The organism is Clostridium tanneri, from assembly GCF_033659955.1.
Taxonomy (GTDB): domain Bacteria; phylum Bacillota; class Clostridia; order Clostridiales; family Clostridiaceae; genus Clostridium_AM; species Clostridium_AM tanneri.
Genome location: NZ_JARUJP010000003.1, coordinates 98,404 through 121,050, shown reverse-complemented (window position 1 = coordinate 121,050; position 22,647 = coordinate 98,404). Strand labels below are relative to the sequence as shown.

18 protein-coding genes and 1 riboswitch are annotated in these 22,647 nt (G+C 31.4%); of the genes, 5 read left to right on the top strand and 13 right to left on the bottom strand.

Features of this window, described 5'->3' with window-relative positions:
- Positions 1–44: 44 nt before the first annotated feature.
- The 4 genes from P8V03_RS04025 to P8V03_RS04010 form a co-directional block, all read right to left on the bottom strand.
- The gene (locus P8V03_RS04025; RefSeq protein WP_318796861.1) at positions 45–1,169 is read right to left on the bottom strand and encodes a sensor histidine kinase; all 1,125 of its coding nucleotides are present in this window, start codon (positions 1,167–1,169) and stop codon (positions 45–47) included.
- Complete coding sequence (gene vanR / locus P8V03_RS04020; protein ID WP_318796860.1) at positions 1,159–1,857, bottom strand: VanR-ABDEGLN family response regulator transcription factor; 699 nt, start codon at positions 1,855–1,857, stop codon at positions 1,159–1,161. The genes P8V03_RS04025 and vanR overlap by 11 nt, the downstream gene beginning before the upstream one ends.
- Before the next feature lie 346 nt (positions 1,858–2,203).
- Positions 2,204–2,378, top strand: a riboswitch (cobalamin riboswitch).
- A 472-nt stretch (positions 2,379–2,850) separates the two neighbouring features.
- Positions 2,851–4,353 (bottom strand): PH domain-containing protein, encoded by a 1,503-nt coding sequence (locus P8V03_RS04015; protein ID WP_318796859.1) that lies wholly within the window; start codon positions 4,351–4,353, stop codon positions 2,851–2,853.
- Positions 4,343–4,837, bottom strand: a complete 495-nt coding sequence (locus P8V03_RS04010; RefSeq protein ID WP_261672440.1) for a PH domain-containing protein — start codon at positions 4,835–4,837, stop codon at positions 4,343–4,345. The genes P8V03_RS04015 and P8V03_RS04010 overlap by 11 nt, the downstream gene beginning before the upstream one ends.
- A gap of 327 nt (positions 4,838–5,164) precedes the next feature.
- On the opposite strand from P8V03_RS04010, the gene P8V03_RS04005 reads away from it, so the two are divergent.
- The gene (locus tag P8V03_RS04005; RefSeq protein ID WP_318796858.1) at positions 5,165–5,986 is read left to right on the top strand and encodes a MerR family transcriptional regulator; all 822 of its coding nucleotides are present in this window, start codon (positions 5,165–5,167) and stop codon (positions 5,984–5,986) included.
- 79 nt (positions 5,987–6,065) lie between these two features.
- Here P8V03_RS04005 and P8V03_RS04000 read toward each other — a convergent pair whose 3' ends face one another.
- Positions 6,066–6,260 carry a hypothetical protein gene (locus P8V03_RS04000; protein ID WP_261672442.1) on the bottom strand — a complete coding sequence of 65 codons (195 nt, stop codon included), beginning with the start codon at positions 6,258–6,260 and terminating at the stop codon, positions 6,066–6,068.
- 181 nt (positions 6,261–6,441) lie between these two features.
- On the opposite strand from P8V03_RS04000, the gene P8V03_RS03995 reads away from it, so the two are divergent.
- Positions 6,442–7,161 (top strand): AAA family ATPase, encoded by a 720-nt coding sequence (locus tag P8V03_RS03995; protein ID WP_261672463.1) that lies wholly within the window; start codon positions 6,442–6,444, stop codon positions 7,159–7,161.
- 50 nt (positions 7,162–7,211) lie between these two features.
- On the top strand, positions 7,212–8,294 hold the full coding sequence (locus P8V03_RS03990) for a GerMN domain-containing protein (RefSeq protein WP_318796857.1): 1,083 nt from the start codon (positions 7,212–7,214) through the stop codon (positions 8,292–8,294).
- Between the two features lie 122 nt (positions 8,295–8,416).
- On the opposite strand, the gene P8V03_RS03985 is transcribed toward P8V03_RS03990, so the two are convergent.
- The 3 genes from P8V03_RS03985 to P8V03_RS03975 form a co-directional block, all read right to left on the bottom strand.
- Positions 8,417–9,709: an NCS2 family permease gene (locus P8V03_RS03985; protein ID WP_261672444.1), complete on the bottom strand. Its 1,293-nt coding sequence runs from the start codon at positions 9,707–9,709 to the stop codon at positions 8,417–8,419.
- Positions 9,710–9,922: 213 nt separating this feature from the next.
- On the bottom strand, positions 9,923–11,713 hold the full coding sequence (locus tag P8V03_RS03980; protein ID WP_318796856.1) for an aminopeptidase P family N-terminal domain-containing protein: 1,791 nt from the start codon (positions 11,711–11,713) through the stop codon (positions 9,923–9,925).
- Between the two features lie 83 nt (positions 11,714–11,796).
- A complete protein-coding gene (locus P8V03_RS03975; RefSeq protein ID WP_318796855.1) occupies positions 11,797–12,573 on the bottom strand; it encodes a sporulation protein in 777 nt (258 codons plus the stop codon).
- 411 nt (positions 12,574–12,984) lie between these two features.
- On the opposite strand from P8V03_RS03975, the gene P8V03_RS03970 reads away from it, so the two are divergent.
- Positions 12,985–13,665: a hypothetical protein gene (locus tag P8V03_RS03970; protein ID WP_318796854.1), complete on the top strand. Its 681-nt coding sequence runs from the start codon at positions 12,985–12,987 to the stop codon at positions 13,663–13,665.
- A 112-nt stretch (positions 13,666–13,777) separates the two neighbouring features.
- Here P8V03_RS03970 and P8V03_RS03965 read toward each other — a convergent pair whose 3' ends face one another.
- The 5 genes from P8V03_RS03965 to P8V03_RS03945 form a co-directional block, all read right to left on the bottom strand.
- Positions 13,778–15,721 carry a molybdopterin-dependent oxidoreductase gene (locus P8V03_RS03965; protein WP_318796853.1) on the bottom strand — a complete coding sequence of 648 codons (1,944 nt, stop codon included), beginning with the start codon at positions 15,719–15,721 and terminating at the stop codon, positions 13,778–13,780.
- Positions 15,722–15,922: 201 nt separating this feature from the next.
- On the bottom strand, positions 15,923–16,795 hold the full coding sequence (locus tag P8V03_RS03960) for an N-acetylmuramoyl-L-alanine amidase family protein (protein ID WP_428978962.1): 873 nt from the start codon (positions 16,793–16,795) through the stop codon (positions 15,923–15,925).
- A 40-nt stretch (positions 16,796–16,835) separates the two neighbouring features.
- Entirely contained in the window at positions 16,836–18,206 is a 1,371-nt protein-coding gene (locus P8V03_RS03955) for a YARHG domain-containing protein (protein ID WP_318796851.1), read from the bottom strand.
- A gap of 112 nt (positions 18,207–18,318) precedes the next feature.
- Entirely contained in the window at positions 18,319–18,933 is a 615-nt protein-coding gene (locus P8V03_RS03950; protein WP_318796850.1) for a vWA domain-containing protein, read from the bottom strand.
- A gap of 12 nt (positions 18,934–18,945) precedes the next feature.
- Entirely contained in the window at positions 18,946–20,250 is a 1,305-nt protein-coding gene (locus tag P8V03_RS03945; RefSeq protein WP_318796849.1) for a protein kinase domain-containing protein, read from the bottom strand.
- A gap of 264 nt (positions 20,251–20,514) precedes the next feature.
- On the opposite strand from P8V03_RS03945, the gene P8V03_RS03940 reads away from it, so the two are divergent.
- Entirely contained in the window at positions 20,515–22,566 is a 2,052-nt protein-coding gene (locus P8V03_RS03940; RefSeq protein WP_318796848.1) for a methyl-accepting chemotaxis protein, read from the top strand.
- The last annotated feature ends 81 nt before the right edge of the window (positions 22,567–22,647 follow it).

Sequence of the window (22,647 nt, the reverse complement as noted above, 5' to 3'; positions counted from 1 at the left end):
AGAGTCATTTTGGAATTTCCTCTTATGAACTTCTTAAGATTTTCTTATGACGGAAGTTTTACCGTAAATACAGTATGTTCTAGATTACTTTCTACTGTAATAGTTCCACCATGAGCAGTGACGATTTCTTTGGCAATTGCCAAACCCAGTCCAGCTCCGCCAGTATTTGTGGAACGGGCAGAGTCCAATCTATAGAACTTTTCAAAAATAGTGTCCAGCTTTTGGGGAGGAATGGGATCTCCCTGATTTACGAAGGTAATAACCACATTTTCTCCTTGCTGAGCTGCTGAAATATTAATAGTAGTATTTTCATAACTGTATGCAATGGCGTTTTTTAGAATATTATTGAAAACCCGCGCAAGCTTATCTGCATCCCCAAAAAGTATAAGATCCTCTGAAATATGTATCTCTGTCTCTTTTCCCTTTGGAGAGAGCATAGGATAAAACTCGTCAGTCATTTGCTGAAGCATAAAAGCAAGTTTTATTTTTCCTTTATTTAAAACAATAGACTGTAGGTTAAACCTTGTAATTTCAAAAAATTCATTGGTTAACTCCTCCAATCTGTAGGCTTTATTTAAAGCTACTCCAACATATTTCATCCTTTGTTCTGGAGGCATATCTTGTGCTTCATCTAAAAGACTTAGGTAGCCAATTACTGAAGCAAGTGGTGTTTTTAGGTCATGAGCCAAATATGTAATCAAGTCATTTTTTCGCTGCATTTCAGTTTGCATCAATTGCTGATGCCTTTCTGAAGTTGCTTTTATTTTAATAAGCTCTCTTTCAATTTCAGAGTATTTCTGGGGCAGTACCAATTCATCACCGTCTGACTTTATAAATGAATTCATTGACTCAGCAATAAAAGTAATTTCCCTTTTACTTTTATACTGGGCATAAGAATATGCTGAAATACCTATGCATAATGCTAAGATTATTATAAAATTAAGGAATGCAGTAATGAAAAACTGCTTTATTTCATACCAATCTTTAAAAATTGCTCCTATCTTTCCACTACTTGAGTATTCACCATCAACAAAAAACATATTATAAAACCATTCTTTAAATACTCCATTAAATACTTGGTCTACCAGCCATACCATACCTAAAAAAAATAGAATAATTGCAAATATAATAATAATAGCTTTTAAAATGCTCTCTCCCCTACTTTTCAATTTTATAGCCAACCCCCCATACAGTTTTGATGTACTTTGGATGCTCTGCAGAATCATGCATTTTTTCTCTCAAATGCCGAATATGTACCATTACCGTATTATTATTATTGCTAAAATATTTATCTCCCCATACCTCTTGAAATAATTCCTCTGAACTAACTACACGGCCCCGATTGGAGGCTAACACCCATAAAATAGAAAACTCTGTAGGAGTAAGCGCAAGGGGCTTTTCGTTTAATATGCATTCATGAGTATCCTTGTCTAGAACTAATCCTGAGAATTCAATTAGCCTTTCCTCCCGTAATGGTTCATGAGAATTATATTTGGTAAACCTGCGCAGCTGAGCCTTAACTCGAGCAACAAGCTCCAAAGGTCGAAAGGGTTTCGTAATGTAGTCATCTGCACCTAGTGTTAGTCCAGTAATTTTGTCAACCTCTTCTTCCTTTGCCGTCAGCATAATAACAGGAAAATTATGATTTTCCCTGATTTTCTGACAGATAGTAAAGCCATCAACGTCTGGAAGCATAACATCAAGTATGGCAAGCTCTATCTGTTCCGATTTAATGCAATTTAATGCATCTTCTCCATTATAAAATTTGTACACCATAAAATCTTCATTTTTCAAATAAACTTCGATTAGATCTGCTATGGATTGTTCATCGTCTACAACTAAAATATTAATGCTCATAATCTCATCACCTCTTTCCTGATTGCGTATAAATATCTAGTATCATGGTAATATAAAGCAATAATCTATATGGTAGTAATTTTCTTATGAAAACCTTAAGATTCTATTAATATGTCTTTAATATAGTTCTCTTATTAATATAAACAGCCGCCATACAAAATGCAAGTTTTTCATATACAGTTTAAGGGGCTTTTTACACAAATCATAACTTAAGTGTATTATGCATAAGTTAATGCAAAGAAGCTGTAAATAAATATTATAAATATAAATTTAGAGAAGAAATATAAAGGAAATTATGGCAATACCAAAAATAGTATGATATAATAAATAATGTACTAAAAAGAAAATTAAATATAAAGTTTTAGGTACTTTTATAATGTTTAAAAGGGAAAGTGGTGAAAATCCACTGCAGCCCCCGCTACTGTATACGGAGACGAATTCTATATCCACTGGATTTATCTGGGAAGGAAGAAGGAGAATGATCCGTGAGTCAGGAGACCTGCCTTTTGCTTTTAATTGCTATCTTTCGGAGGGAGAGAAAATGCATAGGAATTATGTTATATTCATAGCTATATTATCTTCAATATAACATTATATGTATTTTAAATTTGTTTATCAGGAACTTCGTAAGAAGTTCCTTTTTATTTTTAGTAAAATGGTGTTAACTTAAATATATTTAATCCCTTATCTTTGCACCTGCTTTCAAGCAGGTGTTATTTTTATTGCCTAAAATACACTAAAAACAAGAATTATATACATTTATCTATAGTTACAGGCTTTCTTTTATTTACATTTTGTTATTGGCACCCAAACTTCAAACTTTGAATTAGTTGGATCTTCATTTAAATATAGTTCAATATCTGGCTAATTGCTATGAAAGCCTCTCATTTCATGCACAGATATGAGAGGTTTCTCTCCACACTATATCACTGTATCTAATCATGTCCCAAATGCCAATACTTTGAAAAAAAGGAAGTTCAAAGGACTCCCTAGTTAAAATTTCAAATTTTCTTGTATTTTGTTATAAAGCGATTGATTTATATATTTAACATTAATCACATCTCCTAATTTGTTAGAGTATAAATCTATCTTATAACTACATACTTTAACTCTATTTTGAAATATACCTTGTTTTTTCGTTATTGACTGTACAGCCTCTTCTCTTATTATTGTTGTTACTTTACTCAGTCCTCCACTACTTGCTATTAAAACATTTTTACTTGTGCCTAGAGATGTATTTTTATAATTTAATAGACTAGCGATAAATGATAACACTAGAACAATCAGTATAACAGATAATTTAACATTGTTTGGTACTATCTTTAAGAATATATCTATTGGTACAAGTATTATGACTGGGATTATAATACCCTTTAAAATAAAAGCTATGAAGCTGCTTTTAGGTGGATTGACAATCTCTCCTTCAAATATCATATCTGGCAATACAGTTTTTAAAAAATCCTCTTTAGACTTTTCATCTATTATAGGATATAAAATAGCTTTTTCATCCTTTTCATCACCATAACCAACAGTTATTAGTTCTAGTACTCCTATATTCATAAATTGCTGCAGCAAGGTTTGTTTGAATCTTATGCCATATACTTTATTTAGCTTAAAGGAGTACTGCTTTTTAGTAAATAAGCCATAAGATATACTTATCTTATCCTTGTAGGTCTCTACTGTAAAATTATTCAGCCTTATCATTTCAAAAATTACTGAAGCTACAACTATAATCATATATACAAAAATAGAAAGAATTATAAATGCTAAAATTATTATGAAAACAGACTTTGATTGGATAGAGTTTAAATTTATATAATTAACAACACTATTAAAAATTTTTAAATCAAAATATCTTAGTATATCATCTAAACCATTAGTTAACGCAAAAAATCCACCTATAGCCCAAAATATCTTACTTTTCGTTAAAGCATATTTAAATATTTCTTTTGAGGTTATAACCCTTCTGTTTACTAAATGCTCTTCTGTATCTTTATTAAATCTTACCTCTTCAGATACCTCAGCTTCCTTATCTTTATCAATGCTTAAATTTGGGGAAGTTTTATTATCTTTGTCTATAATACTATTTTTAAGTTCATCTAATCTTTCTTTCTTTACAATAACCAAAAACTCAGATTTTTTAGCAATAACACTGCCTGTATCTACCTTTAATGTATACACTTTAAATATTCTATCAATTAAGCTTTGAGAAGAGTCTATAGTATTAATCTTATCAAAGGGTACCTCTTGCTTAGAAGTCGAAATAACACCTTTTTCCAAAACTAATATGTTATCTTTAATATAAAATATAGTTTTTCTCCACTCTATTATTATAAAAATAATTGACAGCACTAAAATAGCTATAAAGCCCAAGAATAGCGGTGATTTAATACCAGTAGTTAAAGCTATAACTCCAAAGACCCATACATTTTTAATAAACTTAATTATTTGCTTTACTACATATGAAAAATGAGTTCTATTTGGTCTATATATCATTTTTGTTAACCTTTTCCTTAATTTTTTCTTTTAAATATTCGCCAATTTCATTTGCTTTCTCTATACTCAAATTAGGAATTGTATGACTTCCTCCTGCAGTAAATATATTGATATTTGCAAGTTTGAATATCTTATTTATAGGTCCTTGGTTTATTTTTATATGTTGAACTCTAACTATTGGAATGATTGTTGTTTTAACATAATATATACCTTCCGAAAACTCTATCTTATCCTTTGTGATTATATATTTCCATTGAGCATATTCTATTGAAGGGTATAAGAAAGTATCTAATAAAGAAAGAAAAATTATTATTCCAACAACTATATTTATGCCTAAACTCCAATTTACAAAAAATTTCACTTGGATTTTATATGTGAAGAAATATTTTATAGCTAAAAGTACTAATGTTACTATAATCATTCCTATAAATCTAGCTATCATCCATGATTTTTTAGCATCTTTGTCTAATTTATTATACTGCATTTTTTTCTCCTTTAATGTAATTTTGTTATTATTTTCATAGGCTATCCTCTTTCACAGCTAAAGCTTTATGGATTCTTGTACTAATATAAATGAAGGCAAAGACAAAAATATAGTATCTTCACCCAATATGGACCACATAAACCAAAATTTAACACAGAACATATATAATTATATCATTACTTACCTCTATAATCCAACAAGCTCTTTTCTCTTAATAAAAAATAGCCAACCTGGAAATTATTATAAAAACTTTCTATTGACTCTCCCATTACTGGAGGGTTTATTATTATATTGTAAAGACAATATGCGCGCATAGGAGAGATAAATATGTTTAAAATAGGAGACTTTGCAAAGCTTAACAAAATATCTATAAAAACCCTTAGATATTATGATGAACTAGACCTCTTAAAGCCTATAGAAGTTGACCTACAAACAGGATATAGATATTACTCAGCAAAACAACTTCCAAGGCTAAATAGAATACTAGCCTTAAAAGACTTAGGATTTTCTTTGAGCCAAATTGCTAGTGTAATCGACAATGAAATATCTACGGATATTGTACTTTCAATGCTGGACCAAAAAAGAAATGAAATTCACGATACTATCAAATATGAAAAAATGAGACTTTTAAAAGTAGAAACACTTATAAATAGAATTAAGGAGGATGACAGGTTTATGTTAAAATATGATGTGGTTTTAAAACAACTTGAAACTATTAAGGTAGCTGCTGTTAGAGATATTATACCAGGTTACAGTAAGCAGTGTAATTTATGGGGAGAGCTTACAGCTCACTTAGAAGCAAATAATGCAAAGATAATTGCACCCTGCAGAGCAATCTACTATGATCCAGGTTATAAGGAAAGTGATGTAGACATTGAGGTTATGTCTTGTATAGCTAGCAATGTACCTGAAACTGATAGAATAAAGGTTAAAGAACTTCCCTATGTAGAAAGTTCAGCCTGTGTAATACACAAAGGAAGCTATGAAAATATAAATATGGCATACAATGCTTTGCTTAAATGGATTGAGGAGAATGGTTATAAAATTGTAGGACCTAACAGAGAATTATATTTAGATGGAGAATGGTCAACTAATAATCCTGAGGAATACATTACTGAAATTCAGGTACCAGTTGAAAAAATTCAATAGAACTAGAAGCTAACAGGTGGTAAAACTTAGTTTTGCCACTTGCCTTTTTTGATTTAATTTAATAGATATATGTTTTTACTTAATACATATGATTAGACAACTCCCAACACTTCTGAGAGATTTTACATTGGTAACATAGATTGTTACACACCTCAAAATCTTGGCATGTTGTTTCTTCTACTTCTTCTTTGGCTTGGTTATACCCAACTTTGTATACAGTATATAATGCTGCAAGTGATAAAAATGTTAAAAATAATATCATTTTAATTGCCATAATTACACCCTCTTGCCAATTAATTGTGTTTAATATAAATTATAATGCAATTAAACAACATATTCAATAACAAAATTAATATTTGTATAGTTATGTGAAATATTTGATGTTTAAGTTTGTATACAGTATAATTAAATATATGTAAAATCTTGTTTGGAGTCGATTGTAATTGGATAAATTTATGCTAAATCAATATTTAAGAACGGTAAAGTTGTGCAGAGAAAATATAAACTCATTTTCTGAATATCCATTTTCTTTAGAGGCAGTACGAAATTTATTTACTTTAGATTTTCATCCCAAGGTAACATTTATTGTAGGTGAAAATGGTACAGGAAAATCAACGATACTGGAAGCAATTGCCACAGCATATGGTTTTAATCCTGAAGGTGGAACAAAAAATTTCAACTTTTCAACTAAGGAGACTCATTCAGAGCTATATAAATATTTAAAGCTAATAAAAGGTGTTAAAATGCCAGAGGACGGCTTTTTTCTAAGAGCAGAAAGCTTTTATAACGTTGCCACTAAAATTGATGAATTAGATGTTGTAAGAGCATACGGAGGGGTTTCACTACATGACCAGTCACATGGAGAATCTTTCATATCATTATTCATTAATAAATTTAGAGGAAATAGCCTGTATATTTTAGATGAGCCAGAAGCTGCTTTATCACCAACAAGACAGATGACCATGGTTGCAAGGATGCATGAACTAGTAGAACAAGGTTCTCAGTTTGTAATTGCTACCCATTCACCTATTATAATGTCCTATCCACATGCTGTAATATATGAACTAAAAGACGGGTTTAAAAAAGTAATATATAAAGACACTGAACATTTTCAGGTAATGAAACAATTTGTAAATAACACTGAAAAAATGTTAGATATACTTATAAATTCATAGCTGAGATAAAAATATTATATTATCTATAAAACATTATAGGAGATGATACTATGAAAAAGCTAATGGTAATTATGTTGTCTTTGGGTTTAGCTCTGCTAACAGCTTGTAGTAAACCGGCAGATTTATCAGCAGAATCTAAGCCTATAGAGACTCAAAATCAAACTAAACCCAACACAGAAAGTGAATCAAAGCAATATACAATAAATGACTTTTTCCCAATGAAGGAAAATGTTAGAATGAAATATTCTGGATCAGGAAGCGAATATGCGTCAAAGGATGTATATGTTGACTATTTAAGAGAAAATAAAATTCAGCTGCGAATTATAAATGCAGGTACTACAGCAGGACAAATACTTGAAAATAAAAACGGAGAACTAAAAATAGTATTTTCCAGAGGAGAGTTCTATTATAGGGATGACTTGACAAAGGAGAATTCAAATATAAGGGAAACTTTAATTAAAGAACCAATAGTAAAAGGAACTACATGGACTTTATCTGATGGTAGAAAAAGAACTATAACAGCTGTTAACGACCTTGTAACTACTCCAGCAGGAAAGTTTAAATCCATAGAAGTTACTACAGAAGAAAAGGACTCCACTACAAAAGATTATTATGGATTAGGAGTAGGTCTAATAAAAAGTACCTTTCAATCTAATGGATTAGTTGTTACTACTACCTTAGAAAAAATAGATAAAGCTGCAGTTGTTACTCAGACCGTTAAATTCTATTATCCTATGCCTGCAGAGGATAAAATTGGAGAAAAGAAAGTAGTTGCAAGCTTTAAAACTAATGATGAAACAAAAGCATTTTTTGAAAAGAACTTTAAAAAAGCTCCAAATTCCTCTACAACTCCTTTAATAACTGCTAATACTAAGATAAATAAACTTTATCTTAATGAAAGCGAAAATAAGGTTTATGTGGATTTTTCAAAGGAATTTATTTCTATAACGAATAAAGGGACATATACAGAGATGTCAGTATTAACCTCTGTAACTAATACTTTAGGAAACTATTATAACGTAGGTCAGGTGTGTATTACCATAGAGGGTAAGCCCTATACTTCTGGTCATATAATAAAGAAGTCAGGAGAAGCCTTTGATGTAGACTATAAAAATATAGTATCACTAGACTAGTACGAATAGTAATTCTCTAAATTGCCAATATGAAAGCTATATGAATTTTGAACAAAGTAGTTCATCTTCATATAGCTTTTGATTTTTATAATATATGAATTTAAGTGTGATTTTGATTAGTGCTATCTAAAAATAAAACTTATTAAAAATAGACAAGAGATTATATATAGAGGCATTGATACCTTCTTTGCCTTTCCTAATGCTACCTTTAAAATGGGGTATGCAATGAAACCAAAAGCTATCCCATCAGAAATACTATAAGTAAATGGTATCATTACTATTATTAAGAAAGCAGGAATTCCCTCTGACAAATCTCCAAAGTCAATGTTTTTCACATTTTGAACCATTAGTGCTCCTATAATAACTAGTACTGGTGCAATGGCACTTCCCGGAATTATCTTAATTACAGGAAGAAAGAATAATGATGCTAGAAACAAACCTCCAGCTGTAATAGCTGTTATTCCAGTTTTTCCACCAGCAGCAATTCCTGCTGCACTTTCAACAGCTGGAACTGTTGGACTTGTACCGAACACTCCGCTAGCTATAGTTGATACTGCAACAGCCTGAATAGAAGCTTTGTATTTTTCCGGCTGCTTTAATAAGCTAAGTTGTCCATGTATTAAACCTATACTCTCAAAGACCATTACCATAGTTAAAGAAAATACTGCCATCCAAAACTTGTAGGATAAAATCTTTGAAAAAGACATTGCTCCAAGGACTTTTCCATAGTTGCTTAAATCAAAGCTTGCTCCATTAAGCTCCTGCATATTTACAACACCAAACATTATAGCCACTACCGTACCTAACAGTATACTTAATAAGAAGTTTGCAGGAACATTTCTTATAAAAAGAACTATTGTTATTACTAGTGTAATAACCGTTGCAAGTACATAAGAATTGTTTAAATGTCCTAAAGCTAATATAGAGTTGGTGCCTCTTATAACCATTCCACCCTTTTCTAAACCTATTAACGTTAAAAATAACCCTAGTCCAACGGTAATAGCTTCCTTTAAAGAATGAGGTATGGAATCTGATATAATTTCAGCAAGAGAAGTAGAAGCAATCACTGTAAATAAAATTCCCGAAACAAAAACAACAGCTAAAGCTTCTTGCCAGGAAAGACCAATGGATTTAACAACTGTATAGGAGAACAAAGCATTAATTCCCATACCTGGAACAATAACAATAGGCACATTGGCCCAAAATCCTATTACCATGCATGCAAAAAACGAGGCTGCAATTGTTGCTACCATACCGGCTTCAATAGGAATTCCTGTTTCTGATAAAATTGACGAGTTAACTGCAATTATATAAACTACCGTAAAAAAAGAAATAACCCCAGCAACGAGTTCTTTCTTTATATCAAGGTTACAGTCATATAAATGTAATCTTCTCTTTATCATTTCATGTAACATATTTAGTTTTCCTCTTTATTGGTATCCCTCTCCCGACCCGTTTGTTGATATCTGCAGCTATCAGCAAACCACTTACATAAATATTATACATATTTACGAGAAAATAACAATCTTTTTTTACAATCTCTATGATATATCTATTTTTTAATAGTATTCTAAATATAAAGTAGTATGAAAATAATTATTTTCATACTACTCCATTGATTTTAGTTATTAGATTTCTCTAGTATATTCTTTTAGCCATTCTCTTTCTTCTTCATTTAAGTATGGTGAAATTTTATCGTATACTGTCTTGTGATATTCATTTAACCAAGCCTTTTCTTGTACACTCATCATTTCAGGGTTTACTGCATCTAAATCTATAGGTGCATAAGTAATTGTCTCAAAATACATAAATTGACCATACTCATTTTTTTCACCTTTGCAGGCAAGAAGTTCATTTTCAATTCTAACTCCGTGGGAACCTGCAATATATATTCCTGGCTCATCAGTAAGAACCATACCTTCTTCAATTTGATGAATTTCATGTGCACGGTATTGCCATCTAAAGCCTGTTGGCGCTTCGTGAATATTCATTAAATATCCAACACCGTGACCTGTTCCATGGTTAAAGTTTAAGTTATTGTCCCAGAATGGAGCACGTGCAACTATGTCCAAATTCATACCGTTACATCCATAAAGGAATCTTGCATGAGCAAGGCGAAGATTACTTTGCAAAGTTAGAGTAAAGTGGTCTTTCATTATTTGTGGTATTTCTCCAAGTGCAATAGTTCTTGTAATGTCAGTGGAACCTTCATAGTAACCAGCTCCTGTATCTGTTAAAAATAAAGCTCCCTCTTTAAGCTCTACATCAGTTTCAGGAGAAGAAGTGTAGTGTACGATAGCAGCGTGTTCACCAAAGGCACATATTGGTTCAAAGCTTGGGCGAATAAATCCCTCCTGCTGTGCACGTAGTCCTTCTAATTTATTAGAGGCACTTATTTCTGTAATTTTTTCTTTGCCTATATTTTGTTTTAACCAATACATAAATTTTGTATTTGCTATTCCATCTTTGATATGAGCATTTTTAATATTTTTAATTTCAGTTGGGTTTTTCATAGCTTTAAATAAAACACATGGATTTTCTTTTTCTACTTTCTTAACATCTTTAGGGATGTTGTTATATAATGCGTAATTCATTCTAACAGGGTCAATTAATAATACATCAGAAGCAGTGAATTTCTTAGCTTCTTCATATACATCATTATATGGATGGAAATTTGTTACACCATTTTTTATAAGGTCAGATTTTATCTCATCGCTTAATTTATTTTCATTTATGAAAAGATGTACCTCATCTATCGTAACGATTACATAGCTTAAAATTAAAGGAAAGAACTCAATATCATCTCCACGTATGTTAAGAAGCCATGCTATATCATCTAGAGATGTAATTATATGTGCATTTGCACCTGCAGCTTTCATTGCTTCTCTAACACGTTTTAATTTAGAGGCTGTAGACTCACCAGTATATTTTATATCAAGGGCAAATGCTGGTTTTTCAGAAAGCGGTGGACGGTCTTCCCATATATGGTCAACTAAATCGCACTGATATTTTATAGAGCCGTTTTTCTTTTCAACAATTTTTTCATAATCCTGTCCATTTCCCATAGAAACAACACGACCATCAAATCCAAGTGTTCCCCCTTCTGGAAGATTGCTTTCGATAAATTCTTCTATAGTTGGAACCATTGGTTCACCCATTTTAAATAATTCAACAGTTGTTTCTTCTAATTGCTTTCCAGCTTGGAGAAAATACCTTCCATCTGTCCAAAGTCCTGCACTGTCCATTGTAATAACAGCAGTTCCTGCAGAACCTGTAAAACCTGTTATATACTTTCTAGCTTTAAAATGTTCACCAACATACTCACTCTGATGAAAATCAGCAGTAGGTACAATATACATGTTGATATTCTTTTCTGCCATCAAGGCTCTTAACTTTGTAATTCTTTCAGATACTTTCATTATGTTAATCCCCTTTCAATGTTTATGTGTTCTCAGGAAAAGTATACCACAAAAACTATGGTCAATAGTAAATATTTAATGTTTTAACAATAATTATTTATTGTATTTTCTAAAATTTCAGCTACATATCTGCTGCCTTGTGATGCATCATAGTCACTAATTGTAAGTATTATATGTTTTTCATCTAGCCCTGCTGCTTCTTGCATGAAGGATTTAAAGCCTCTCGCTCTTCTATCAATTTGCATAAAAAGGTTAACCCCTTCAGAGGATGGTAAAAAAGTAATCTCTAGTTCATCTAATACTCCCCTAAATGCTGACTGAGGCACAAATTCAAACTCCTGTAAGAAACCACCTTCACTTCTACCAATATATCCTGCTTTGCACTCTACTTCTCTCAATCTAAATCCTAATACATTTAGAACTGCATCTAGAACAACTTCCATTGTATTACTTGGCCTAATTTCTATATAATCTCTATCTTCAGGATCTATTGCCAGTGGAATTTCTAATTCTGTCTCTACCCATACAGTTTTCCTATTCATACTAATTGGTGTATGTTCAGGCACTCTAAAGGTAAAAGGAATTTGCTTTCTCTCATTAGGCGAAATTGCTATATCCCTACCTACTACTAATTTTACTAGTGTTGCCCTATGTTTTTGTTTAACATCATCTACTTCTTTGATGTATTCTGTTTTAAGCTCTACTTCTACCCTATCAATATTTTGCTCTGCAGAGCCTCCTAGAATATTTACAACCCCCTCTATATCTTCTCCAATCCTTACAGTAGATTGTAGAATCTCAGTGTTTACTTCAGCTCCCCCAACACCTACAGTTAATAATATTTTCTTAAATAACCCCATATTATTTCCTCCTTTTAAAATTGTTTTTATTTAAATACTAATAGAACTTTTAGTTTAGTATCGGCGAAATTGCACAATAAATTACAAATTTGTAATTTTTCATTATGTTTATTATATACTTATTAGAACATAAGTATCAATAAGAAAAAAGCCGGTGTGAAAGGCTAACACATACTGCCAGAGTACTAATTATTCATATACTTAACAAGTATATGAATAATAGGAAGTTTAGTTTTACCTAAGAATCTTATAATTGTAACAAAAGCAACTTCGCAGCATATAGGATTTTCCCTGTATGATTTATGTTAGTTCTTTATTGAGACAAAAAATTTCATATATGTGGTATAATAAAAAATACTGACACAAAAATTATATACATAATACTAGTAACAAAAGAAAGCGGTGACTATTATGAATAATAAACAGAAATTAAAAGCTAACGAATATGAAGTAAAGGAAAACATTGCATATATAAAATTAAGAAAAAAAGATGGCTCAATTATTGATAGTAAAGTAGATGTTGACGATTTAAAAATGGTACTAGATAAAGGTCTTTGGTTTGCAGAGTGGCATAAAGATTTTAACAGCTATTTAGCTCAAAGTTTACAACCCTCTCCTGCTACTGGAAAAAAGACTAAAGAAAAACAAAGTTTACACTCATTTATTCTAGGCGTACATACTAAAACTCCCATTAGACATATTAATGGAGATACTTTAGACAATAGAAGATGTAATATAGAGGTATATAATCAAAATGAAGCAGTTAATGATTATGAAGATGTGGACTCAGAAACTACTGCTGTAATTCTTAGAGATAAATATGGAAGGAAAAAAGAAAAAACTTTAATTGATAAGGAAGACTTAGATAAAGTAATAAATAGTGGCTACTCTTGGGTTCATTATGTAAGTCGTGGAGAGCATCATGCTGTAGCCAATTCCCATAAGGGCAGGATTTTTTTAGAAAGCTTTTTAATGAACCCTTCTGAAGGTATGATTACAAAACATATAAACAATAACACTCTAGATAACAGAAAAGTTAACCTAAATAATGTACCATTAGTGGAAGAATCAGAGGACACCATAGTAGATTAATATCAAAGCGAAAAGAAAAATAGAAATAATTTAGGGTAATAGTAATGAAAGTTAACTTATAAGCCAGAATGCGGCTGCCCATAAGTTAACTTTCTAGCTATTTACTTATAAATTAAATCTTCTTTTTTATTTCTACAAAAGTATCATAATAGGCTATTTGTTTTCCTATATCAGAAGCGTCCCCTTCTGTTAAGAAATTTGGGTTGGAGCTTTTCTCCCACCAGCCTGTTTCCATATGGACTATGCTGTCCATCAGCTTTTTATTTATGGATACTTGTACATCTATTGCCCCATTAGCGGACTTTAACGTGATAACTTCTCCGTTAAGTAAATCATGATTCTTAGCAGTATTTTCGCTTATATTAGCTATTGCCATGGTATCTATATCTTTAAAGCCTTGAGACATTAAAGAAGCTTTAGGATGGGTAGTTATAAGCCTGAGTTTAGGATTTTTCTCATTAGTATAAACTGGTATTGGGCTTACATTATTCTCTTTTGCATTTTCAGAATATATCTCTATTTTCTTTGATGTGGTTTTAAATATTAAGTCCTTCCAGGCAACATCATCTTCTTGTATAGTTACATATTCATTTTTTATCTTTTCAAGGGTTATTCCCCTATCCTCTAAAGGTTTTATAATCTGTGCTAAATATTCCTTTTTAGCTACATAAGGATATTCTTTTATTTCCATTTTCCTTGCAAGCTCTCTGAAAAAATAGTATTCGTCCATTAACTTATGCTTTGGTTCTACACATTTCTCATTGTATACTATATAGGGGTTGCTCATTGAGGTGTATACTAAATCTTCACTCTCTAAAGTATTTGTGCAGGGAATAACCAAATCACAATGCTTTGCAGTATCCGTCAAAAACATGTCTATACACACCTTAAATTCTATGCTTTTAAAAGCTTTAGTGAATTCATTTAAATTAGGCCATTGGTTAAGAGGATTTGCCTTACTTATAAATATAGCCTTAAGATTCTCCTTTGCAAAACCTGGAAAATCATTTAAATCAAACTCTCTTTCATTTAAGGCATGTTTGCGGCTATTGTAAGGATCTAAATTTAACACATCTGGATATACCTTATTACTGTAGTTTACTCCCCCGCCTTTTTTACCTATACTTCCAGTTATTGCTGCTAAGGCATCTATTGCCCTTACTGCATTACCTCCGTTTTTATATCTCTGAAGTCCATATCCCAGGTGTATGGAACTGTACTTTTCTTTAGCATAGAGATAAGTAAGCTCTTTTACTGTAGATATATCTACTCCACATTCCTCACATAGATAATTTATATCCAGAGTGTCTAAATAAGCTTTGTATTCCTCAAAACCTATGATATTTTCTTTTATAAATTCTGTATCTTGAAGATTTTCTTCTATTACTATTTTTGTCATTGCCATAGCAAGAGCAGCATCTGTAGATGGATTTATCTTTATATGAATATCAGCAATATTTACACTGTCAGTGGAAAGAGGGTCTATTACTATTACTTTTATGCCCTTTTCCCTTGCCTTTTTTATTCTGTGGAACAACTGTATGTGGGAGTTTGCTGGATTTTTGCTCCAAAGTATTATATTTTTTGAATTTAAAACATCATCTATAGCATGGGATTTATTATATCCAAAGTCATACTTTTGTGCTTTAGTACCAGCGCTCCAGCAGGTTCCTCCATCGGTTTTACTTATACCACCATAAAAATTAAAAAATATATCCTCTATTGCCTTTAATATAGAACCGGAACCGGATTCACTATAATGAAGTACAGCATTTGAAGAATACTTTTCTTTGTAATACTTTAATTTACTGGCGATTATATCTATAGCTTCTTCAAAGCTTATATTTACCCATTTTCCATCCTCTTTTTTCATTGGAGAATAAAGTCTGTCCTTATCATTTAGTCTTTTTAAATGATTTCTTCCCTTTTGACACATTATTCCCTTTGTGTAAGGATGATTTTTATCTGCTTCTATTTTTACCACCTTATTATTTTCAACATGAACATTTAGTTTGCAACATCCAAAACAATCAAGAGTACATCCATGACTTTTCATAACTTCAACACCTTTCCTGTACGTTTTTAAAATTATAGCATATTTTTGAAAAATTGATAATAGAACAAAAATCATTACGCTAGTAGTATGCTTTAGTTTAAAATTAAAGTTTATTATAAGAATAAAGATAAGTTTAATAGTTTTTATACATAATTTTTAGGCTGCCAGTTATCATTGGCAGCCTCCAGTTTTTTTCTGTATTTAATTTAAAGCCTTTTTTATGCCATTACACAATGCTTCTGCTATCCTTTGCTGATATTCCTGACTATTTAAGAGTTTATCTTCCTGTGGATTAGATAAAAATCCTGTTTCCACTAAGACCACCGGCACTTTAGACCAGTTAAATCCAGTCATGTCTGCTCTTTCCACTACTCCTTTATTAGCCATACCAACTTCATCCGTTAGGCTTTTCAGTATTATCTGTCCGTACCTCCTACTGATATCCACCTTATCTTTTACATAACCTATAGGTGCTGGTACGAGCATTGATGCTCCAGAAGCACTTGATGACTCTGATGAATCTGCATGTATTCTTAAAACCAAATCTGCATTGTTTTTATTTCCAACTTCTGCTCTTTCTATATTACCAAGGCTTTCACTATCCATAGTTTTGGTCATTATTACGTTATATCCTTCTTTTTCAAGGATTGCCTTAAGCTTAATAGTTATACCCATTGTTATTGCATACTCTGGTGTCTTACTATTTACCCCTTCAGCTCCGCCGCCATCCTTTATCTTTAACTCTGAAGCTCCTGGGCTTATAGGCTCTTTTTCTAAGTTAGATCTATTTCCATGACCTGGATCTAAAACAATAAGCTTTCTCTTTTCAACTTTAGGCTCTTCTGTTTTTGGCTTTTCAACTTCTGTAACAGGTTTCGCTTCTGTAGGTTTTTTTACCTCTGCTGCTTTTTTATTTTCCTTATTATTATTTGTTTCTTTACTGCTTTCTACTTTGGTTTCCTCTGGTTTATTTTCTGTTGATAAATCAGCCTTATTACCACCGCATCCTGCAAACAACAAAGTAGTACCAAGGATTAAGGAAATAATTTTTAGTTTAAATTTCAAATTGTCCACCCCTTATTAGATATATCTTAGCCTTATCTTAAGACATATCTTAGTAACCGTCACCTAAAGTATAGTTATATATCATATTGTATACTCTCTTATCTTCTACAGCCTTTAAAGCTTGTACATTGTACTCTTCCACTTCATTTAAGTTAACATCATTTGATACTTTAGTATACCATGGTTTAGTTTGGAAATAATCATTAAGTTCCGGTATTCCAAAAATATATCCATGTCTTGCAAAAATTTCATTTCGAGCAAGTAAAATTTCCAAATTACTTAATCTCTCTATTTCCTCTGTGGTAAGCTTATAATAATAGCTATCATATAATATATAATCCCTATTTATTGCAGGGGCATTTTTAAAGCAGAGCTTCACTTCTTCTATATCTTTTATATGATCTACATTATATTTTTCTATAGGATCATTTGTAGTTCCAACAGCATTTGGATCTGGCTTATACCAAGCTTGTTTTTCAAAATAAGCTTGTAGTTTTTTATCTTTAAATATTAAACCGTGTCTTGCAAAAATTTCATTTCGAGCTATAAAAAGCTGATCACTAGTTAAATTATATAATCTGTAAGATTCTATTTTATTTTGACTGCTATCTTTAAAAATAAAATTATTAGCTGTTATAGTTCTGTTTGGTTGCTGCTTTTCAGTCTCTTCCTTTGCTTCACTAGTGGTATTAGTTTCCTTAGTTCCTTCATTTGTAGCTACCTCTTTTTTATTTGCACTTACATTTTTATTATTTGTATTATTAAAAACTAATGCTATTACAACAATAACTACTGCTAATAAAGCTGCTGCCCCTAGGATAATTTTTTTTCTGCCATCTGATTTTGGAGCTGTAATATTATTATTATTCAATAACACAGTCTGTTGGTCATTGAACTGCTGATTGGCGTTAACAGGAACAGCTGGTATACCCTGTTGGCTATACATGCTGTTTTGAGGCATTGCATTAAATCCACCGCTACTCATATTTGCTGCTCCATTGTTTGTGTAAGGAAAGCTTCCATTTACATTAGGTATACCGCTATTAGTATAGCCAATACTGCCTTGGCTGTAGCTAGCAGGATTTTGAGCCGTATTATTAATTTTTATATAAGTTTTATCGAAAACTTGACACCAAAATTGTACTGTCCCCTCTGATAATTCCTGTGATATTCCTAAGTTATCATATAACTTTTTCACTAGATTATTGTACATTATGCTGTCTATCTCTGAATCAGAGTAGTTTATTATAGCTTCTGGTATCTTCTGTTCTATAGAATCTACTATTAATCTTTTTTCTCTATTATATTGGTTTGGAAAATAGTCATTTAGGTAAGCCTTTAGTTTTTTACTATTAGTATATAATTCTTCTCCTTGTTTGTTTATCAATTCTCTCACTTTTATTATAAGTTCTCTATTCACTATAGTTTTCGTTATCCCATATCATATAACCTTTTATCCGATGTAATAAGGTTATATATGATAACGGATTCACCTGCCTTTCCTTATTATACTTAAAATTTAATTATTAGTACTACCAAATTTCGTCGTCATCACAGTTATACTCTTTTACCTGCTGAAAGCTCTTATCCACAGCATTTATAGAGGACCACTTAATAAGATTAATCAATGAATGAGAATTACCAGCCTGTAAAGGCCTTTCATCATTATTTCCTATAAAATCTTGAAGTATATCATTATCTACATCCTCTCCTATGGCAATTGCAATCCTAACTGACTGACTTCCTATTTCGCTGCTTAATAACTTACGTAGTCCCTCTTCATAATTATCAGTAGGTTGTCCATCAGTAACTAATATAATCACCGGTGGTAAGTTAGTTTTTTTATCTAATTTACTGAGTTCTTCGTTAACCATGTCTAAGGCAGCTCCCAGGTCTGTTATCCCTCCTGTCTGTAAATCTGACCATATGAATTTATCTAACTCTACAGGCTTTTCTGTAAGCCACTGTGCTCCATCTGAAAATTTAATAATTCTCATGAAAATTTGTATATCTTTATTTTTCTCTGCAATATCAATTATACTTGGAAGAGCATTTCTTATTGCGTAATTTAAGGACTGTATCTTTTCACCAGTCATAGATCCTGAACAGTCTAACATCCATATAAAATGTAAAATTTTATTTTCCAATTTAACCCTCCTTTATAATTTTAGTTCACCTATCTCCGAACCAAAATCTATTTTCCTTATACTTGTTAACATCATGGTTCTATCTTTATCTAATTTAACTTCATCTCCATTTACCTTTAGTACTTTCCAAGGATTTTCAGATAAATTTTTAATTCCTAATATATCTTTATTTTTAGGATTAGCTGTAACTTCTCCTATTACCTTATTAAAATTTAAATCTTCTTTTATATGGTGTGAGTATATTCTACTATTTAAGTTTAATAAAATCACATTATCATTTACCTTTATTCTTGGCGGGATAGAAATTTTGCCCTTGCAATACCAACACCTATGCTGCTCCCCGTTTTTTATTCTCAAAGCATCATAAAAGTTTTCTGCCCCACAATTTTTGCAGTATAATATACTATCTCTTAACTTTATAAATCCCCTTCTCCATTCCACTTCCAAAAGCCTGCACTTAGGATCAAAAAGTCCCTTCGTGAAAGCTTTAATAAATAGCTCTCTTATAAACTGAGGATATATATCCCAATAAATTAAAGCATTTATATGATATCCAAAGACAGGTCTATTTGAAAAATCATTTTCATCCCAAATAAATAAAGGTTTGTCGCCATAGATCTCCCTACCAACATTGATATTTCTTGTATCAACATTTACAGAGGCCTTTCCTTCTAAAGGGTGGTGAAACATAAACATATAAAACAGCAAAGTTGCTAATGAAAATAAGTCTGTCTCTGTAGATGGAACTGCTTCTCCCCTTACTATTTCTGGTGCCATAAATCTATGAGTACCTAATACACTTAACTCACTGGTTCCTGTGACTGCTACGTTATCATTATCGCATATGAGAATATCTCCACTTTGTGGATTTATAAATATATTGCCAAGAGATATATCTCTGTAACAAAGTCCCTTAGAGTGTAGTTTTAAATAACTATCTACTAGGTTTATAGCTGCATTGCATAGAGTTCTGAATGTAAGTTCTGCTTTTTTCTCCACTATTTCTGACATACTTCTATACTCTATACCTTTAATTTCCATTATGTATCCAAAGCTTTGCAAATTAGGAGCATCTACAATATCTATAGGCCACAAAAACCTACTATCTGGACTCCCCGTCAGTATTAATCTCTCTATTATATCTCTTTGTTTTTTAATTCCTTGACTGCTATAGTACCACTTTAGGGCATACCTTTTATTGCCTATAATAACCTCGTAGACTTGTCCTTGTCCACCGCAGCCTAGTAATCCATTTACAACCAGCACTTGCCCTGTGTTACTTTGCAGTATAGTTCCAATCTCTAATAAGCTAGCCATGTCGAAACCTCCAATTAGAATACTTGCTTATTAATACCTTTTATATAAAATTATACATACCTATATATTATTATGCAATTATTTAAGCAAATATTGTATTTCTGCCTATGCTAAGAAAAGAAGCTATGGCCGCTAAATTTTATAAGAGCCTTTTAGCCTTTTCTAAAATACAAAAAACTTTTAATAATAGTACACTTTAAGCTAAAAAGCATAGTTTATATTAGGTATGTTTAATAGTAAGCCTAAAGGAGAGGATTTACCCCTATGAAGAGTGTGAAGAGGAAATTAATTCTGTGGTTTTCTCTGTCTATGAGTGTTATTTTAATATTTACAAGTATGCTGAATTTTAATCTAACTAAGAATAAACTTAAGGATCAACTACAAGCAAATGAGAGGGCTGTTGCTGAAAAGATAAGTAGTGACATAGATAAAAATATGAAAGAAATTCAAAGTATAGGCTCCTCTATTTCCCTGATGAGTGAAAGGCTTAAATATGATAAGAATAATTATGTAGAAGTAAAGGATTATCTTCAACAATCCTTATCAGAAATATTAAAAAGTAATAAAGACCTAGAAACTGCCTATACCTTCTTTAAACCAGAAATGAGGATAGATAATGAGCTGCCTTATGAGTGTATTATGAGAGATAAAGAAAAAGGCGCTATTCCTTTTACAGCATCAGATATCAATGACTTTAAATATTGGGAGCAGGATTGGTATAAAATAGGACAAGGTTATGAAAGCTATAAGTGGACAGAACCTTATTATGAAGAAGCCACTGGCAGAAAACTTATATCCGGTGTACAAAAAATGGTAGATAAAGATGGAAATTTCATAGGTGTGTCAGGAATAGATGTAAATATGGATAGAATAGAAAATATAATGAAAGAACTAAAGCTGGAAAAAGGAGCCTTTTGTTTCTTAGTTTCAGAAAAGGGAACCTATATATATCACCCTAATAAGGAATATGTGCTAAAGAAAAAAATATCCGATACCAATGACCCTTTATCAGCGTTAAGCGGTAAACTTAGTAAGAATTCAGAGGATTTTAGTAATGTGGTTATGGAAAATAAGGAATATTACCTATTTAATGAAAAAATTAGTTCTACGGGATGGCAGTTATTGATAGCTTATCCAGTTGATATAATAACCAATGAACTTTATGCCTTGTTGTTAACAGATATAGTAGGGTTGTTTATAGGGATTATGCTTACGATTTTAACTTCTATATTAATAAGTAAAAGTATCTTAAAAAATATTAATAAAGGTGTAGAATTATCAAAAGCTCTTTCTACTGGAGATTTGACCTATAATGTTAACTTAGAGGTGAAGGATGAAATAGGTATATTGATAAACGCTATGAATGAATCCTCCAAGTCTATAAGAACTATTGTAGGAGGTATAAGTAAGGATATTCTCAGATTAAATGGCATAGTAAGTGAATTACAAAATAGCAGCGTAGGCATATCTAGGACAAGTAGTGATATAATATCCCAAATAAGAAGTGTACAGTCAGATATAAACCTTCAAAATAAAAACATTGATGACATTTATGCTAGTTTTCATAAAATTGATGGCTTTATGGACAATATATATAACTTATCAGAGGAGAATGTAAACAAAACCATACAAAGTGTTAAAGCTATCAATACTACTAAAGATATTACAGAAACCTCTATAAGAGAGCTAGGTAATGTTATAGATTTAGTAAAATTTGCAGTGGATTCCATAAATAAATTGGAAGAGAGAACAAAGCAAATAGAAGGAACCTTGGAGTCAATAAAGAAAATATCTAAACAAACTAAGATGTTGTCCTTAAATGCAAGTATAGAGGCTGGCAAAGCTGGTGAATCAGGAAAGGGCTTTGCTGTAGTTGCGCAGGAAATTAAAAAGTTTTCAAATGAAACAGAAGGGGTTTTAAGAAATATAGAAAAGCTTATAAATGAAATAATAGTTGAATCTAATTCTGCAGCTAAATCTATGAATATGGATGTAAAAAATACTATGGAGGAATTAAGTAAAATAAAAAATTCTCAATTAGTCTTAAATGATATAGTCAATAACTTAAGTACCTTTGAGGAGTTTTCAAGAAAACTAAGCAATTTAGTAGAAACTCAGAAAAAAGCAAGCAGCATAATAAATAAGTCCTTAAAGGATATATCCGATTCTTCTAATAAGATAGAACTCTCTATAAACGACATATTGGAATATAACGTAAAACAAGAGGAAACGGTTTATACTTTAAATGAAAGTTCAAATATACTAAACACTATAACTAACTCCTTAAAAAATTTAATCTCAAAATTTAAAATATAAAACTTTCTTAAATTATTAATCTGTGCATTTAAACAAATAGGCAGCCCCTTTAGGCTACCTATTTGTTGTCAAAGTAATCTC